Below are 17700 nucleotides of genomic sequence, written 5' to 3'. Positions count from 1 at the left end.
CAACAAAAACTGTTATAAATGAAAGCTATTTTTAAAAATATATTAATGACTTTTTCTGTGACTGCCGCTGTTGGATTAACAGCACAAGCACAGCAAGAGGCTAAAAAAACGGCACCGGCCGAAAAAGATTTTTACCGCATTATAAGTTTACCTATACCTGAAGGCATTGAGCTGGAGGTGGGCGGATTAGCCCTATTGCCTAACGGCAACATTGCGGCTGCAACTCGTCGCGGGGATGTATATATTGTAGAAAACCCGTATATGCTTAACGGTGGTACGCCTTACTTCCGCAAGTTTGCAAGCGGTTTGCACGAAGCATTAGGACTTGCTTACAAGGATGGCGCCTTGTACACCGCGCAGCGGGGTGAATTGACCAAACTTGTTGACAAAAACGGCGATGGCCGTGCTGATATTTACGAAACAATACACGCCTGGGGCCTATCAGGCAATTATCACGAATACTCGTACGGGCCTGTAATAATGCCTAACGGCAACTTTATGGTGAACGGAAATGTTGGCTTTGATGACTTTGAATGGTGGAGAGGTAAAAGTAAGGCACCCGGACGGTCATGGGCAATGGAAATTACGCCTGATGGTCAAATGTCTTTGTATGCGGCGGGCTTGCGTTCCCCAGCCGGACAAGGCCTTATTGACGGCAAATACTGGTACTCTGAAAACCAGGGCGACTGGGTTGGTTCCGGACACATGACGCAGTTGAACAAGGGCGATTTTATAGGCCACCCGGCTGCCTTACAATGGGCTGATAAACCGGGCTCACCTGTAACAGTACGTACAGAAGATATTTATAGTCGCGTTGATCCACGTTTTAACCAGGGACGTATACAGGATGATGATGCGAAACGGCCATACAAAACGTATTTTGAAGTAGCTAAAGAAGTACCGGGCATGAAAACCCCGTCTATTTGGCTTCCGCACTCAGTAATGGGTACATCTACCTCATCATTGATACAAATACCTAATGACGATAAATTCGGTCCGTTCGCCGGACAAATACTAATAGGTGACCAGGGACAAAGCCGTTTAAACAGGGTATTCCTTGAAACTGTAAAAGGCGATTACCAGGGATCTGCATTTACTTTTCGCGAAGGATTTGAATCTGGTGTATTACGCCTTGTATGGGGTAATGATGGTTCATTATTCGTAGGTCAAACCAGCCGCGGCTGGGGCTCAAAAGGCCAGAAAATTTTTGGTCTTGAGCGTGTAATATGGAGCCAGAAAACGCCTTTTGAAATGAAAGCGGTAAGAGCTATGCCTGACGGATTTGAAATAGAGTTTACAAAACCTGTAAACAAGAAAGCAGCAGCTGATCCTGACGCTTACGACCTGACCAGCTTTATATACAAATATCATCCTGTGTATGGTAGTGATGTAGTAAGGGAACAAACGCTTACCGCTGACGCTGCAATTGTATCAGCCGATGGATTAAAAGTAAGGTTGGTGGTTGACGGGCTGCGTGAAAATTACATACACGAAATAAAACTGAATGATAAAGTTACCTCGGCAGACAGCAGCCACAGCGTGCTTCATCCTGTTGCGTACTATACATTAAAAAATATTCCTGACGGCGCTAAACTTAATGTACCTAAAAGGAAAGCAAAAGCAGCAGGTCATGATCATAGCATGATGGGGAAACCAACCAATGCGCCTGAAAAAGCTACTCCTGCCGCGGCTGCATCTGCCGGTTTACAGAAAAATCAGGTAGTAAAGCCTGCTTCATGGACAACCCCTGACCAAACCATTGAATTAGGTACCGTTCCGGGTTTAAAATTTGACAAATCTGAACTTACTGTTAAAGCAGGAAGCAAAATACAATTAACCTTCAGTAATACCGACGACATGCCCCACAACTTTGTTGTAGTGCCAGACGGACAAGCAATTGCCGTTGGTGAGATGGCCATGAAAATGGGGCTTAAAGGTGTAAAATTAGACCATATACCAAATACGCCTAAAGTACTTTTTAACACTAAACTTGTAGGCCCCGGCTCGTCACAAACTATATATTTTGTGGCTCCAACCACTCCGGGCAAATACACTTACGTTTGTACCGTACCAGGGCACTTTTATGTAATGCAGGGTACGCTTATTGTTACAAAATAATAAACCTAAAGGCTGGGGGAAATCAACCAAACCCCGGCTTTTTATTAATAATTCATTTCATGCTAAAGAAAAACATTTACAGCCGTTTCACAGGCCTGGTTATCCTGTCTATAAGTGTCGCTATATTTTTAAGCGCTAAAAATGCCAGTAAACCGCGGGTATTAGTTTTCAGTAAAACAGCGGGGTTCCATCATCCGTCAATACCGTTAGGTGTAAACGCCGTGATCAAGTTAGGTACTGAGAATAACTTTGATGTAGACACTACAACCAACCCTATGTTATTTACGGAAGATGTATTAAAAAAATATTCGGCTGTAATATTTCTTAACACTACCGGTGATGTGCTTAACAATTTTCAGGAAGCTGATTTTGAGCGCTACATACAAGCTGGCGGTGGTTTCGTGGGGATCCATGCAGCATCAGATACCGAGTATGGCTGGGGCTGGTATGGCCGCATGGTTGGGGGATATTTTAATGACCATCCTGCACCGCAGGAAGCTACATTAAATGTAACTGATAACAGCCATCAATCAACCCGTCATTTGCCCGCTCAGTGGAAACGTACAGATGAATGGTACAACTTTAAAAAGCTAAATCCAGACGTTAAAGTATTAATCAGCATTGATGAAAAAAGCTACAAAGGCGGCAGCCATGGTGATAACCATCCCATGGCATGGTATCATAACTATGATGGTGGGCGAGCATTTTTCACCGGGCTTGGTCATACTGATGAATCATACGCCGATCCGCTATATTTAAAACACATATTGGGCGGCATACAATATGCCATTGGTGACAATAAGCCATTGGATTATTCCAGGGCTAAATCTCTCAGGACGCCTGAAAACAACCGTTTTGCACGGAGAGTATTAACTATGGGCGGGTTTTATGAACCAACGGAAATGGCCATATTGCCAAATTTTGATATACTGGTTACCCAGCGCCGTGGTGAACTAATGAAATATGACCATGCGAAAAAGACCCTAAAGCAGGTAGGCTTTTTAGATGTATACCATAAAGCGAGCGCGTTTATGGTTAATACCGAAGAAGGTTTACTGGGCATAGCAGCTGACCCAAACTTTGCGCAAAATAATTACATATATCTCTATTATAGCCCAGCAGGTACCGAACCGATAGACCGGTTATCAAGATTTGTTTTTGCTAACGATACCCTGGATTATAAATCGGAGAAGGTTATACTGGAAGTAGGTACGCAACGCGAAATATGCTGCCATACGGGCGGTTCCATCGCTTTCGGTAAGGATAACATCTTATACCTTTCGGCAGGTGATAATACAACCCCTTTTGATGAACCGAACGAGAAATACCCGAGCCGGAGTTTTGGCCCTATGGATGACCGCCCCGGGCATGAACAATATGATGCGCGCCGCTCTTCAGGAAACACTAACGACTTGCGCGGAAAAATACTCCGCATAAAAATTAACCCTGACGGCAGCTATGATATACCCGACGGCAACTTGTTTCCGAAAGGTACAGAGAAAACCAGACCGGAAATATATGTAATGGGTAACCGCAATCCGTACCGCATTTCTGTTGATAACAAAACCGGGTTTTTATATTGGGGCGAAGTGGGCCCTGACGCGGTGAATGACAGTATTGGCACACGCGGACCACGTGGATATGATGAGGTTAACCAGGCCCGTAAGGCCGGCTTTTTTGGTTGGCCGCTTTTTGTTGGCAATAATTATGCTTACAATATTCATAACTATGAAACGAACGAAAACAAGCCGCCGCAAGACCCCGCCAAGCCACAAAACACTTCACGTAACAATACCGGTTTAGTTGATTTGCCACCTGCGCAGCCTGCATACATCTGGTATCCTTACGGGCAGTCGCCTGATTTTCCTGAGTTAGGTTCGGGTGGCCGTACAGCAATGGCAGGCCCTGTTTATCACACGGCTGATTTCCCGGCTGCAACACGTTATCCAGCTTATTATAACGATAAGTTCTTCTTTTACGACTTTATACGCGGATGGATAAAGGTAGCAACGCAAAGGCCTAACGGCGACCTTGATAAAATAGAGCCGTTTATGGATGGAACGCGTTATGGCGCCATGATAGACATGGAAGTTGGCCCGGATGGCAGGATATATGTGCTCGACTACGGCAGTGGCTGGTTCAACAAAAACCCTGATGCCGCCATTTACCGTATAGACTACCTGCCCGGTAACCGTCCACCTGCGTTAACGGGCTTAAAATTGAACAAAACCAGCGGCAACCTACCGCTTAGCATTACTGCCAGCATTAAAGCTACCGATCCGGAGAATGATGCACTTAAATATGTATGGCATATCGGTAGCATTACCCGCACCACTACTGTCCCTACTTTAACTTATGTAATAACCAAACCGGGCGATCATAATGTAAGCGTAGAGGTTTTTGATACCAGTAAAGCATCAACTACCAGTAATACAATTGTTGTTACTGCCGGCAACGCGCAGCCGCAGGTGAATATTAATATTAAAGGCAACAAGAGTTTCTATTTTGCTGATAAGCCGGTTAGTTACACGGTGAACGTAGTAGATAAGGGTGCTGTATATAATGCTGCGAACTTATATGTGTCTACCGATTTCATCAAAGGTACTGATCTTGCCGGTGCGAATTGGGGGCACCAGGCTGTATCTGAAACCATGCAGGGTAAAAACCTCATGCTTTCTTTAGACTGTAAAGCCTGCCATACCGAAACTCAAAAATCCATAGGCCCATCGTTTGTGGCCATTGCCGAAAAATATAAGATGAGCCCGGATGCAGGCTCATATCTGCCAGCCAAAATTATTAAAGGCGGCGCAGGTGTTTGGGGTGAGGTGCCCATGCCTGCACATCCATCGCTTAAGGAAGCCGAAGCCCGGCAAATCGTCACCTGGATACGTTCACTAGCTTACGATAAACCAAAATCATTGCCTGCTGTGGGTGTGGTTACACCTAAAAGCGTTGATGTTAAAGAGGATAAAACGGTATTTACCATCCATGCTAATTATACAGATGCCGGCGCTTATGGCATAAGGCCTTTATCGGGAGCTTACACGGCAGTATTACGCAGCAGTGTAGTTAATGCAAGTGAAATTAAAGCTACTGCGGATTTTACCGCTGAAAACTCTAAAGACGGGAAAGTGCTAAAATTCCCGGCTGCGGCGGGCACCTTTAAAGCTGGTAATTTCGATCTGACAGGTATAAGCGCGATTGAATTTAACGGGCAGGGCGCCAGCGAAATAACTACTTACACCGTTGAAATACTAACAGGTAAGGCTGACGGTATGAAAATCGGCGAGGGTAAACTTACTTTTTGCCCTGGTAAGCCTACCAATACACTTATAACAGTGCAACAAGCCGCAGCCAAACCAATGGTTACTAAGTTGCAGGATATATATGTAAAGGTGAACCAAATCACAGCAAGCGATAAATTACCGCATTTAAAATCGATACGGTTCGTACAATAATAATATCTATTTGCCGGAAAAAAAAGCGCCATTGTTTATAAACACTGGCGCTTTTATTTTATAAGATTAAAACCTCTGGCTATACGGTATAGTTCTTGTTCAGTCATAATAAAAAAACACAATTATGGCAGCTAAGAAAAGAAAGATCCATGCTGGAAAGGCTATGAACAAGCGGGCATGAAGGAAAAAGATGGGAAGAGAGTCCCTAACTGCGTTAAAGAGAATAAAAAGAAAGGGTAATAGTATGTCGCTCCGTTAAGTGCGGAGCGACATGCCATTACCTTATTTTACCAATCATTACAGCCTTTTATCCAGGTCTTTTAATTTAACCGCTAATTGTTTGCCAATAGGCTTATTATCGCGATAATTAATTACCCGTAATTGGGTTGCGCCCTTTGGTACGGTTAATGGCGTACCTTTATACTGTGGATAGTATTTGTCCGGATTAGTAGTATCAAACGAATAGAAGGTAGTTAAACCCGCCAACTGCGTTTCCAGCTTAATTTTCAAAGTGGTGTCTGTACCTGTTATTTCAGGCACTATACTAATAAGCGGGTCGTATATGCTGGTTGCATACTTTACGTCCGCAGCATCAAATCTTTTAAAGTGCGCTTCTACACGCTTAGCAAAACCATCAAAATCACGCTTAGCTATTTTAGGCGACCAAAACACCTCCGCTAACGCCATACCACGCGGCCAGGTCATATATTCTGCATGGCGCTGGTTGGGTACAGATTCGGCCCATAGGTTACCCTGCCCTCCTAAAATGTACCGGGCATCTACACTATCCGGCACGGGTTCAAACTCGTAGCAGTTACGCAAGGTCACTAGCCCATACGCGTGTGGCTCTATGAACTGACTGCCCTGGTAAAGGTCGAGATAGCAGTATTGATAGGGCGTCATGATCACCTTATGCCCCATTTTAGCGGCCTCGGTCCCGCCTTTCATACCACGCCAGCTCATCACTGTAGCATCGGGGGCAAGGCCACCTTCTAGTATCTCGTCCCAGCCTATCATCTTTCTGCCTTTTGCATGAAGCATTTTTTCAATGCGTTTTACAAAGTAGCTTTGCAATTCGTGGGTATCTTTCAACTTTTCCCGTGCCATTACCGCCTGGCACTTTGGGCACTTTTCCCAAAAAGCTTTTAAAGCTTCATCCCCTCCCATATGTATATATTCCCCGGGAAAAAGATCAGCCACTTGCGTAAATATCTTGTCAAGTACAATGTAGGTGCTATCGTTACCAACACAAAGCACATTACTCTTTTTTAACGCAAAGGCGGTACCCGGATCCACGTTATACTGCAAACCTGTGCATGATAAGTTAGGATAGGATGCAATAAGCGCCAGGCTGTGTGCCGGCACATCAATTTCAGGCAACACCGTTACAAAGCGCTGCTTGGCATATTCAACCACCTCCCTTATCTCTTCCTGCGTGTAGTAACCGCCGTACGTTTCTTTTTCACCCGGCTCTTTATCCGCATGTGTAACAAATGCAAACGGCCCTTCGCGCGGCACCCGCCAGGCGCCTATATCTGTTAATTTGGGCATTCCATTTATTTGTATGCGCCAGCCGTTATCGTCTGTTAAATGCCAATGAAATGTATTAAATTTATATTTGGCCAGCTGGTCAATGTAATCTTTCACCATCTCCTTTGTTTGAAAATGGCGGCTTACATCCAGCATTAATCCGCGCCATCCAAACCGTGGATAGTCGGTAATATCCACCGCAGGTACCTGCCAGTTCAATATTGTTTTTTGCTTACCTTCAACCGAAGGCGGAAGGAGTTGCAATAGCGTTTGTATGCCATAAAATAACCCTTTAGGCTGATTGGCTTTAATAACAATTTGCTTAGGTGTAACCTTTAGCGTATAACCTTCATTGCCAAGTGCAGGTTCATTAGCTAACGTACTCAGGTATACTGATGCCGACGGCGGCGGCGATTTAAAGCTTTGTGCCCTTGTTGGTGTTTTATAGCCGGTAGGTGCATGTAGCAAGTTGGCTAAAAGCTTAGCTATCTTACCTGCATTTATATCGTGGTTACCATATACAACTTTAGTGTTTGCGTTAATTTTAAAATATCCTGTATTTGTTTTTAATGAAACCGGCTGAGGAATAATTTCCGGCGTTTGAGCCATGCAGGTGCATGTAAGTAAAGTGCTGGTAAGAAGCAGCTTAAAAAATTTACTCATAAGAAATATAATTAGTTACTTTGGAGAAATTAAGAAAGTTTGTTCGGCTTGCCCGGTCAACCAATAACCCAGGGCAAGCGAACAAACAAATTTACTCACTTGCGGTCAACCAATAACCCATCAAGCGAGATGCATTGGGTAAAGGGTGTTTGTAACCTTTCAATCGTCTATCCTGTAATGTCAACCAAAAACCATACAGGCGGTTAAAAGCAAGCATCCCTTCCCAATCTTTTATACGGCCACCGCAGCGACCCTATACCCAAACGAATCTGCCAGTTTAAGGCTATCGCTATAAGGTAATATACTATCTGAACATGTTGCCTTAAACATACTTGAAGCCGCTACACACACCCCCAGTTGAAGGCTTTGCTGCATCTCCCACTCTTCATGTATTCCCATCAGTACGCCGGCCGCAAACGCGTCGCCGGCACCTACGCAACCTGCTATTTTTTCAGCCGGCACTTTAAGGCTCGGCTGTAATACTTTTATACCATCAATACTTAGTGCCAGGGTGGCTTGGGGGAAATGTATGATCACCCACCTCCGCACGCCCATTGTTAATATTTTGGCTGCAGCTTCGTAACATCTTTCTACTGATACTTCATTATCACCGGTTGAGGTTGCAATACCAGACAACATATGGGATTCATATTCATTTAAAAACAAATAATCAATATACGGCAGCGATGGTGGTATTATGTTCGTAAACCTGTCTGAGTCTTCACTTACCAGGTCAACCGATGTTAAAAATCCCTGCTCTTTGGCCTTCCTTAGCACAACTGCCGCGCCGGTGCTGCCATCAGCTTTAACCTCGTCAAGCGCATCAAGCAACAACAAATAACCAAGGTGAAATATCTTAGCTTGCGACACTGAAAAATCAAAATGATCTTCAGCAAGCAAGCTATTTGCACCACGATAATGAAAGAACGTGCGTTTACCGTTTGATTTAACCGACATTACATCAGTATAGGAAGTTCCGGCCTTTTTTATCTGCTTTAACTGTTTTGTATCAATTGATAACTCGCTGCACTCTTTAAGTATACCATTACCCCTGTTATCTGCTCCTACCAACCCAATAGCTTCAACCGGAAAAGGCACATCCATTTTGCGGAGCCCTTTTGATATATTATAGGCCGACCCACCGTTACTGCTCTCCTGCGACAAAATAGTTGACAGAGCCTCCTGTGCAGGATACTTGTCAATTATCTTCACCTGGTCAACAATCCAGTTCCCGCCCACCAAAATGCCTTTTCTCATTGGTTACAATTGGTTATAAGTACATCTTTTCTTCGTCCTCAACCACATCACTAAATCTGCCGACTTTCTTGTTAAAAAAGAAATTATCGTTTACGTCGTCGTTCGCGGTTGAAACTTCGCCGATAATACACTGATCGCTGGTGGGGTAAAATTCATGCCATAAACCCTGCACAATGGTTACCCGCTCGCCCGACTTTAGCGTGATTTTATCGCCGCTTTGTATGGTAATAAATTTGCCGTTCTTTTTTAACGTTATGGCCTCCCGGCTGTCAAGGCTATTTGGGTCGGCAGCCCAAAACTGTATCTCCATTTCGCCCGTTCGGCAAATAATATCTTCTTTTTTCTTCTCATGATAATGCGCAGGGGTGGTTTGCCCTTTTGCGGCATACATCAGTTTTTCGCAATATTCAACCTCTTCGGCAAGATTTATCAACACCAAACCTATCTGGTCAAAGTCACCCAAACCAAAATCTGTTATGTCCCATTTTGGATTTGGCGGCAACACCCAGCCGTTTTGTTCAAAAAACGCTTTTGAAGTGCTTATCGCTTTATTTATCTCTGACCTTTTCATGCAGGTTGTGTTTCAAGGTTACCTATACGCACTACAGATTTTGTTTTGGCCGACTCCAGAGCGGCCGCAAAAACTTTGTGGCTTTCTACCGCTTCTTCTGGTGTAGCGCAACCAAAGCGTTCGCCAAGTGCGCCTTCACGCTCGGCAACATAAGCGGCCAGCATCTGCATAAAGCAATCCGGGAAACCTATTTCAAATATACCACCTGTAACCGTCGGGAACGGCACGCCTGCAAAACCCAGGTCGGTACGCTGCCATTGCTGCTCTCTACCCATTTTAAACTGCCAAAGCGCTTTGGTATCCTTAGTACTATATCTTACCCCCCCTTCGGTTCCGTATACCTCAATATACCAGGTATTGGTTTCGCCGGGTGCAAGGCGTTTAGTTTCCAGGGTCATGGGCACAGTTTCACCGGCAATAGTAACCTGGGTATTCAGTATAGCATTGTTCCAGGTATCACATGGAGCCACGCCGCCTTTTCCGTCCGGACGCTCGGTAACTATTTTTTGCAGCTGGGCAAAAACAAGTTCAGGTTTCCAGCCCAACCTAAGCGGCACGTGCAATACGTGCATACCTAAATCGCCCATAACACCTATTTCTCCGCAATACTTAGTTTGCCTTTTCCAATTAATTGGCTTGTTAAAGTCCATATCGCTTGAATGCAGAAAACCTGCTTTCACCTCGATAATGCGACCTAAGTTTCCTGACTTTACTTCACTTATTACGCGTTGCACGCCCGGAAGAAAGGGAAATTCAGAACTGCAGCGTACAAAACGCCCGGTTTTATCAGCCTCAGCCTTTATTGCGTTGGCGGCTTCAAGGTCAATACCGAAAGGCTTTTCAGCTAATAAGTCCTTCCCGGCGCGCAACACTTCCAGGTACAATTCAAGGTGCAGGTTGTGTGGTACAGCAACATACACTACATCTACCGATGGATTAGCAAGCAGCTCTTTGTAATCAGTAGTTAACTGGGTAACTGTAGGAACGTTTTTATACCAGGCCAGTACATTTTCATTCAGGTCGCAAACGGACGTCAACTCCGCTTTTACCGGGAAATCGTTCAATGCAAACCAGCGGCCGAAGGCGCTGGCTGCCTCGCGGCCCATCAGGCCACCGCCTATAATACCTATATTTACTGTCTTCATATAGCGGCAGCTCTTTCGTTTAATTTAGCAATAGCTTCTTCGGGTTTTAAACCGTCATGAACAATGGCCATGAGTGTCTGTGTCATGCCAGATGGATCAGGGTGTTGTATTACATTGCGTCCGTAAACTATGCCCCTTACGCCTTGCTGCATTAATTGATAGGTACGGTTAATAATCTCTTCGTCGCTTGCCCGGCCGCCACCACGTACAAGTACGGGGATGTTCCCGGCAGTTTCTACAATGCGGTGATACTCTGATACGTCATCGGTCGGGTCGGCTTTAATAATATCGGCGCCCAGCTCAACTGCCTGGCGTACCAAAGGAATTATCTTTGTTGCATCTCCATCAACGTTATAACCACCGCCCTGGCTGTTGGGGCGGAAAACAAGCGGCTCTATCATTAACGGCATGCTATAACGTTCGCACGCTAATTTAATTTTTAAAATATTCTGTACGCACTGGTCCATTACTTCAGGCTCATTTGGTATCCTGAATAAGTTTACCACTACGCAGGCAGCATCTAAACGGATAGCTTGTTCAACAGGCTCTTCAATCATACGGCTAAACAATGCCCTTGGCAAATCAGTGCCATACACGTTAGCTACGTCGGTGCGTAAAACCAATGACGGCTTTTCGCGGCCGGGGATTGACTGCAGGTACTGGGCCTGGCCCACTGTAAGCTGGATAGCATCAGGAGCGGCATCAACTAAAATCTTAACAGCATTCTCTATATTTTCAATTCCCTTAAGAAATGAGAACTCATTAAAAAACCCATGATCAATGGCAACATCAAAACAATTGCCCGACTTACTATTGAATAATCTGTTTAATTTATATGCTTTCATGGAAACAAATATATAAAAATTAATAACTTGTATATACAAGTTTCACTTTTTTTAAATTTATTTCCGGCAGTTTTTTCGGTACGCTTACCGGCCAACATTATAGTGGCACAGTAGCACAAATAAATAATTTGTTTACTTTTAACCTGATTAACATTTGCAGTTACGATTAATATACACAATATTTATCGTAATAAAGCCCACAATTATATATGCGCACCTCACAACCGCTACCTCTTTATAAAAAACTTATTGATGACTTAAAAACACTCATTGATCAGGGTACGTATAAAAAAGGCGAACTGCTGCCATCTGAAAATGAGCTTTGTAAAAGCTACGGCACTACCCGACCAACGGTAAGGCAGGCATTAACGGAGTTGATAAATACCGGGTACATTGTTCGCCAGCAAGGTAAAGGCAGCATTGTTGCCGAGCCAAAGAAAGGTTTGGGTATATTATCAGTAAGCGGTTTTACAGCAGGTATAGGTGATAAGAACCTAAAAACAGAGATACTTGAAAAACCACAGAAACGCACCTGGGATAATAACTTTTTTTATGAATTAACCGACGAGGAACTAAAAGCTGGCAGTATTTACTTTACCCGGCTAAGGTACATTAACAACCTCCCGGTACTTTTTGAAGAGACATTCATCACCAATATCCAATTACCCCGTTTCACCACCCGAAATTTAGAAGATAATTCGCTCTTTAATACGCTCAGCAAATATTACCAGGTTGAAATTAAAGAAGGTGAACAAAAGATATGGGCAATAGGCGCCGACAAAAAAATAAGCAAGATGTTAAATCTTAAACAAGGCAGCCCCATAGTGCATATGAAAAGAAAGCTTAAAACCAATATCCGCAACCTTAATATTTACTCGTGGTTATACTGCAATACGGAAGAGTATTATTTGCACGATAATTTTTAATCCAACATTTTATTGCTCCAATATCCGGGTGTTGATGTTTGTAACAAAGCAGCAACAATGTATGTACATACTCGTTTAATACTATCTTTGAAATCGATTGCTTAATCTATTTCACACTGATAACTTAAAATGAAATTTTCCTTACTATCCGGGGCCGCCTTATTGTGGTTGCTTTCAACACCGTACGCAGTATCAGCCCAAAACTTTGTTGAGTCAAAGGACCCGAAACTGCAAAGCGCTAATTATACGGTTGAAGAAGATGAAAAATGGACAGCCATATTTAACCGTACAAAAGGCTGGTTTGGCGCGGACGGCATATTTTCGATACCACTGGACGGAGTGGATAGCATTGGAGCAGGAAAAAATCAAAAAACCTTGTTTGTTTTTAGCGATACTTTAATAGGCGAGGTAAAAGATGGCAAACCTTTACCTGGCACCAAAATGCCGCACAATACTATCGCTTACATGCAAGGTAATACGCCTGTGTTTGACGGAATACATTTTTATTGGAATAAAAACGACAAGGGCGTTGCTGAGTCGGTGTTTCACCCCACTACCCCGGGCACGCAAAAAGGCGATTACTTTTGGCTGGGCGATGGTTTTGTAAACAGCGCCTTCAATGGAAATACGTATATATTTGGCTACCGTGTAAAAAATGTGAAGGAGGGTATGGGATTTGCTGAAGTTGGCAACGTACTCATATCTATACCCAAGGGCAGCCAGTTCCCCTTTGCAGATCATCGCCAGATGGATACTCCTTTATGGGTAAAGTTTGAGGATGGACATCACGGATCATACGGAGCAGCGATTTTAAATAACACTGCTGCGGCTAAAGTGCCGGATGCCGATGGCTACATTTACGTATATGGTATCAGAGATCCCTGGAAACAGGTAATGGTAGCGCGTGTAAAGCCCAGGGATTTTGAGAAGTTTGATAAATGGCGTTACTACGATGGAAAAAGCTGGAACAAAAACATTATGAAGGCCTCTGCTATTGCCAACATGGCATCAAATGAAATGAGTGTAACTCCCCTTCCTGATGGACGGTATGCAATGATATTTCAGTTAGCAGGAATGGGCAAAGAAGTGTGTATGCGTTTAGGAAGCAGCCCGTATGGCCCTTTCGGTCCCATAATTAAACTTTACAACACCGATAAATTTGCTGATAAAGTTATAACATATAATGCTAAGGCGCACCCTAACCTTTCGCAACCCGGCGAATTATTGATAAGTTACAATGTTAACTTCACTGACTTTTTTAACCAGTTAAATGCCAGCCCTGATATTTACAGGCCCCGTTTTATTAAATTAAAATTTAAATAGGAGATATGCCCAGTTATAAATCGATACTTAAACCTGCAATTTTTGCGTTTGCAGCGCTATGCGCGTTTTCATCATGCAAAAAAAACGGCAGAACCGATATTAAACTGGTTGATACAACCAAGCCTGTTGATACCATAGCACCTGTTGATACGCCTTATGTATTTGCTTGTGCACCGGCAACCTTTGCAGGCATTGCTACTAAATATAACGACTATTTTACGCGGGGCAACACTACTGAAGATCAGTGGACAGGAGCCGATGCAACCTACTCGGTACCTTTGGGTGATGGAAAAATTTTGTGGGCGTTTGGCGATACCTTTGTAGGTAAAGTTAACCCACCCGATGCCAAGCATAAATACAGGTGGCGCAGTGGCGGAAGGCTGATATCAAACACCTTTATGATACAAAATACCAATGTCACGCCTAATACTTTTATTACAGTGGTAGGCGCTGGCGATGCTCCGGGCGGCGGACACTGGCCGGTGGTAAAAACAGGTAAAGAATACGATGGCGCCAACAAAAATGAATGGTACTGGCCTAGCGATGGTACTGTAATTGGCGATAAACTCTATATGTTTTTTACACGGTACAAACACCACAACAACAGTTATTACAGTACGGGCAGCGATGTGTTTACATTCTCTGTGGCGGAGCTAAAAGCGCTTACAGCTACCGTATCTACAATCAATTCAACCAAAGTTATTTATTATAATATGCCGTCCAATCAATATGATGAAACCCATTTTGGGGCAGCGATACTGGAAGATGGCGTAAAAGATCATTATGTATATATAGCAGACAAGGTGGACTTTTACCCGTTTGGCAAATGGCACTGCTCAAAGGTGCTTAAGGTTGATCAAAATAACTTTACCGGTAAAGGCAAATACTTTGCCGGCTACGGCCCGGCACCGGCCTATGAACCTCAATGGACCGACAACTTTACGGGTTCGGCAAGTACAAGTGGCAACATGAAGAGGCTGGAAAACGGCAAATTAGTTGATTTACTGGTGATGAATGAGTTTGCTGTTATAAAAACAAAAAATAAATACCGGCTGATAACACAGCGTGAAGGGGATTCAAAACACATTGACTCGTATGAATCAACCAGCCCGGTGGGCCCCTGGGATTGCAGAACACTTATCCATACAATTACCGAAGTAGCAACAGAGCCTGTAAGCACCTATAATGGCTTTCTTCATCCACAAATTAAAAATGGTGACAATCAGTACCTGTTTGGTTACAATTTAAATGCTAAAAATTTTTCCGACGTATTTAACAGGGTTGATACTTACCGTCCTAAATTTATATGGGTAACTATTCCTGATTGATGGTATTATGAAAAGCAGTAAAGCCTTTACTTTATTAACAGTTGCGAAAACCTTTATTGCTATTCTTTTTGTATTATGCGTATCAATTTTTAAGGTTAAGGGTCAAAATAACAAAATACAAAAACCGAATATTATTTTCATCCTTGCTGACGATATGGGTTACGGCGATTTAAGCTGTTATAACCCGGAATCAAAAATAAGGACGCCCAACATAGACAGACTTGCTGCAAACGGCATAAAATTAACTAACGCGCACTCCGCATCATCGGTTTGTACGCCTTCGCGTTACAGCATCATGACCGGCAGGTATCCATTTCGGTCCAAAATGAAATTTGGTGTACTTTGGACTTACGACTGGCCTTTAATAGACAAGGGCACTTTAACTGTAGGCGAATTTTTAAAAGACAATGGTTATCAAACCGGCATAGTCGGCAAATGGCATTTAGGCTGGAACTGGCCCATTAAACCAGGTGAGCAAATAGATACTAACAAACTGGGCGGCCGCAATTTACAGCAATCTAAAGCGCGCGAACAGCAAATAGACATTACCCGGCCATTAACAGGGGGGCCATTGGCCTGCGGGTTCGATTACCAATTCGGCATAGACATTCCGAGCCTGCCGCCGTTTTGCTTTATTGAAAACGGTAAGGTGCTTGGTCCGCCACTAACACAGGTAAAAAACGATGATAAGGGGACGTTTCCCGGCTACGTGCAACAGGGATGGAATTCTCATTACATTATGCCGGCCTTTATGGATAAAGCTGCTTTGTTTGTAAGTGAAAAGGCTAAAACAGGCCAACCGTTTTTCTTATATCTGCCGTTAGCTATACCTCACCACCCTATCGCGCCCGGAAAAGCTTATAAGGGAAAAAGCAAAATGGGCGAATACGGTGATGCCGTACAGGAAATGGATGGTTATATAGGAAATCTGATGCAGCAATTAAAAGAGCTGAACATAGCAGATAATACCCTTGTTATTTTCGCCAGCGATAACGGCTCCATAATGGACGCGGGCAGTTCTACTACAAACGGCGAATGGTCTGTGGCCGGCGCGGGATATAAATTTTTCGGGCATAAGTCAAATAAAAACTTCAGGGGTATAAAAGGTGATATTTATGAGGGCGGGCACCGCGTACCATTTATAGCATCGTGGCCTAAAGAGATACCTGCAGGGGGTAGTTCTGACGCAGCCATAAGCCTTACTGATTTTTTTGCTACGTGCGCTGGCATTATTAATATCCCCCTTCCTGATGGATGCGCTGATGATAGTTTTGACCTATCACCTATTTTAAAAGGCAAAAACACCAAAAAACCTGTACGTCCCTCGATAATTTTTCACTCTTCGCGTGGCAACCTGGCGATTGAAAAAGGGAACTGGAAATATATAGATTGCAATAACTCGGGCGGGTCCTTAAAGAATCCGCTGGTTAAGGATACCATTTACGCTACCCCGGGGCAATTGTATAACATACAGACTGATCCTGCAGAAAAAGATAATCTTTACGCCAAATATCCGCAAAAAGTTAGGGAATTAGCCGCATTGCTTGAACATCATAAGCGATCTAAAGGCACGCGCTATAGCAAACTTTAATTAAATAATGTCTGTTTACTGAAGCAAAACGCCATACACCAGGCATTCCTTATACACGGCGTATATATAACACACCCCAGAAGCCTTAAGTACTACCTGTGACTCACCAATTTCAATCCCTTAGCACCGACATTAATTTTACTAATATGCCAGCGCCCCAGGTTTGCTGTGAATAATTGATCAAAATTGGGCCCGCCGAAGGCGATGTTAGTTGGATTGGTTAAGGTGTGCGCCTCCCAGTCGTCAACCAGCAAAGTTATTTCCTGTTTGGTATTTACTTTATAAATAGCATTCGGCGTGTAGCAGCCTATATAAAGGTTTCCTTCATCATCAAAGGCAATACCGTCCGGGCATGATTGCGGTATAGTAACATATACTTCTCTCTTCCCTGCTGATCCATCAGGATTAATTGCTACCCGCTCAACCCCCGGTAGCCAGGTACACGTTACATATAGATAGTCTTCATTTTTAGATAAAGCCAGTCCATTTGTGAAATTAAAAGGTCCTCGATGCCACACCTGTCCTGTACCGTCCGGCTCAAACCGGCACACTTTGCCAATAACCTGGCGAAAGGCACCGCTATCAGAAACATACAGGCGTCCCTTTGAATCAAATGCAGGGTAATTGGGCACCATAAAATTTTCTCCTTCGGCACCCTCTGCAAATTTTTCAAGTTTATTGGTGGCAATATCTAATTTCCATACACACTTGTTTACCAGGTCGCAAACAGCCAGCCAGCTCGCGTCAGGCGAAAAGGCTATGCCTAACGTAAAACCGCCGGTCCTGTTTATCTCTTCAATCTCGCTACCATCAGCACTTATGCGGTAAATCTGCCCGGCCTCTCCCCCGGCCCATACAGAGCCGTCGGGGTGTACGCAGATACATTCGGCATGGTCAACGCCGTCAGCAAAAATCGATACATCATCTATAGTAAGAGCCATGATT

General features: G+C 43.8%; 12 protein-coding genes. 6 read left to right on the top strand and 6 right to left on the bottom strand.

Annotated features, from left to right (window positions below):
- The first annotated feature begins 18 nt into the window (after positions 1 to 18).
- Complete coding sequence (locus tag DJ568_RS13835; protein WP_114005874.1) at positions 19 to 2118, top strand: plastocyanin/azurin family copper-binding protein; 2100 nt, start codon at positions 19 to 21, stop codon at positions 2116 to 2118.
- A gap of 59 nt (positions 2119 to 2177) precedes the next feature.
- On the top strand, positions 2178 to 5576 hold the full coding sequence (locus DJ568_RS13830; protein WP_114005873.1) for a ThuA domain-containing protein: 3399 nt from the start codon (positions 2178 to 2180) through the stop codon (positions 5574 to 5576).
- 297 nt (positions 5577 to 5873) lie between these two features.
- On the opposite strand, the gene DJ568_RS13825 is transcribed toward DJ568_RS13830, so the two are convergent.
- From DJ568_RS13825 to DJ568_RS13805, 5 genes are all read right to left on the bottom strand, one after another.
- Positions 5874 to 7769, bottom strand: a complete 1896-nt coding sequence (locus tag DJ568_RS13825) for a beta-N-acetylhexosaminidase (protein ID WP_233496691.1) — start codon at positions 7767 to 7769, stop codon at positions 5874 to 5876.
- Positions 7770 to 8000: 231 nt separating this feature from the next.
- A complete protein-coding gene (locus tag DJ568_RS13820) occupies positions 8001 to 9026 on the bottom strand; it encodes a carbohydrate kinase family protein (protein WP_114005872.1) in 1026 nt (341 codons plus the stop codon).
- A gap of 13 nt (positions 9027 to 9039) precedes the next feature.
- Positions 9040 to 9597: a D-lyxose/D-mannose family sugar isomerase gene (locus tag DJ568_RS13815; protein ID WP_114005871.1), complete on the bottom strand. Its 558-nt coding sequence runs from the start codon at positions 9595 to 9597 to the stop codon at positions 9040 to 9042.
- Entirely contained in the window at positions 9594 to 10742 is a 1149-nt protein-coding gene (locus tag DJ568_RS13810; protein ID WP_114005870.1) for a Gfo/Idh/MocA family protein, read from the bottom strand. The genes DJ568_RS13815 and DJ568_RS13810 overlap by 4 nt, the downstream gene beginning before the upstream one ends.
- Positions 10739 to 11587, bottom strand: coding sequence for a class I fructose-bisphosphate aldolase (locus DJ568_RS13805; protein WP_114005869.1), 849 nt, complete (start codon positions 11585 to 11587; stop codon positions 10739 to 10741). Before DJ568_RS13805 ends, DJ568_RS13810 begins: the two co-directional genes overlap by 4 nt.
- Positions 11588 to 11796: 209 nt before the next feature.
- Between DJ568_RS13805 and DJ568_RS13800 the strand changes: the two genes are divergently transcribed.
- The 4 genes from DJ568_RS13800 to DJ568_RS13785 all read left to right on the top strand — a co-directional run bounded on the left by DJ568_RS13800 (position 11797) and on the right by DJ568_RS13785 (position 16755).
- Complete coding sequence (locus DJ568_RS13800) at positions 11797 to 12513, top strand: GntR family transcriptional regulator (protein WP_114005868.1); 717 nt, start codon at positions 11797 to 11799, stop codon at positions 12511 to 12513.
- Positions 12514 to 12642: 129 nt separating this feature from the next.
- Positions 12643 to 13836 carry a DUF5005 domain-containing protein gene (locus tag DJ568_RS13795; RefSeq protein WP_114005867.1) on the top strand — a complete coding sequence of 398 codons (1194 nt, stop codon included), beginning with the start codon at positions 12643 to 12645 and terminating at the stop codon, positions 13834 to 13836.
- Positions 13837 to 13841: 5 nt separating this feature from the next.
- Entirely contained in the window at positions 13842 to 15164 is a 1323-nt protein-coding gene (locus tag DJ568_RS13790) for a DUF4185 domain-containing protein (protein WP_114005866.1), read from the top strand.
- Between the two features lie 7 nt (positions 15165 to 15171).
- Complete coding sequence (locus DJ568_RS13785) at positions 15172 to 16755, top strand: sulfatase family protein (RefSeq protein WP_114005865.1); 1584 nt, start codon at positions 15172 to 15174, stop codon at positions 16753 to 16755.
- A 92-nt stretch (positions 16756 to 16847) separates the two neighbouring features.
- Here the strand turns inward: DJ568_RS13785 and DJ568_RS13780 are convergent, their stop codons facing one another.
- Positions 16848 to 17696 (bottom strand): SMP-30/gluconolactonase/LRE family protein, encoded by an 849-nt coding sequence (locus tag DJ568_RS13780; protein WP_114005864.1) that lies wholly within the window; start codon positions 17694 to 17696, stop codon positions 16848 to 16850.
- Between the last annotated feature and the right edge of the window lie 4 nt (positions 17697 to 17700).

The organism is Mucilaginibacter hurinus, from assembly GCF_003324525.1.
Lineage (GTDB): Bacteria > Bacteroidota > Bacteroidia > Sphingobacteriales > Sphingobacteriaceae > Mucilaginibacter > Mucilaginibacter hurinus.
Note: the sequence above shows the minus strand (reverse complement) of the source record. Positions and strands in the feature narration are given on the sequence as shown.

Bases quoted from the DNA above. Each gene is read 5' to 3' on its own strand.
- DJ568_RS13800 (WP_114005868.1), top strand. From the start codon at position 11,797: ATGCGCACCTCACAACCGCTACCTCTTTATAAAAAACTTATTGATGAC.
- DJ568_RS13825 (WP_233496691.1), bottom strand. From the start codon at position 7,769: ATGAGTAAATTTTTTAAGCTGCTTCTTACCAGCACTTTACTTACATGC.
- DJ568_RS13805 (WP_114005869.1), bottom strand. From the start codon at position 11,587: ATGAAAGCATATAAATTAAACAGATTATTCAATAGTAAGTCGGGCAAT.
- DJ568_RS13830 (WP_114005873.1), top strand. From the start codon at position 2,178: ATGCTAAAGAAAAACATTTACAGCCGTTTCACAGGCCTGGTTATCCTG.
- DJ568_RS13810 (WP_114005870.1), bottom strand. From the start codon at position 10,742: ATGAAGACAGTAAATATAGGTATTATAGGCGGTGGCCTGATGGGCCGC.
- DJ568_RS13815 (WP_114005871.1), bottom strand. From the start codon at position 9,597: ATGAAAAGGTCAGAGATAAATAAAGCGATAAGCACTTCAAAAGCGTTT.
- DJ568_RS13790 (WP_114005866.1), top strand. From the start codon at position 13,842: ATGCCCAGTTATAAATCGATACTTAAACCTGCAATTTTTGCGTTTGCA.
- DJ568_RS13835 (WP_114005874.1), top strand. From the start codon at position 19: ATGAAAGCTATTTTTAAAAATATATTAATGACTTTTTCTGTGACTGCC.
- DJ568_RS13820 (WP_114005872.1), bottom strand. From the start codon at position 9,026: ATGAGAAAAGGCATTTTGGTGGGCGGGAACTGGATTGTTGACCAGGTG.
- DJ568_RS13785 (WP_114005865.1), top strand. From the start codon at position 15,172: ATGAAAAGCAGTAAAGCCTTTACTTTATTAACAGTTGCGAAAACCTTT.
- DJ568_RS13780 (WP_114005864.1), bottom strand. From the start codon at position 17,696: ATGGCTCTTACTATAGATGATGTATCGATTTTTGCTGACGGCGTTGAC.
- DJ568_RS13795 (WP_114005867.1), top strand. From the start codon at position 12,643: ATGAAATTTTCCTTACTATCCGGGGCCGCCTTATTGTGGTTGCTTTCA.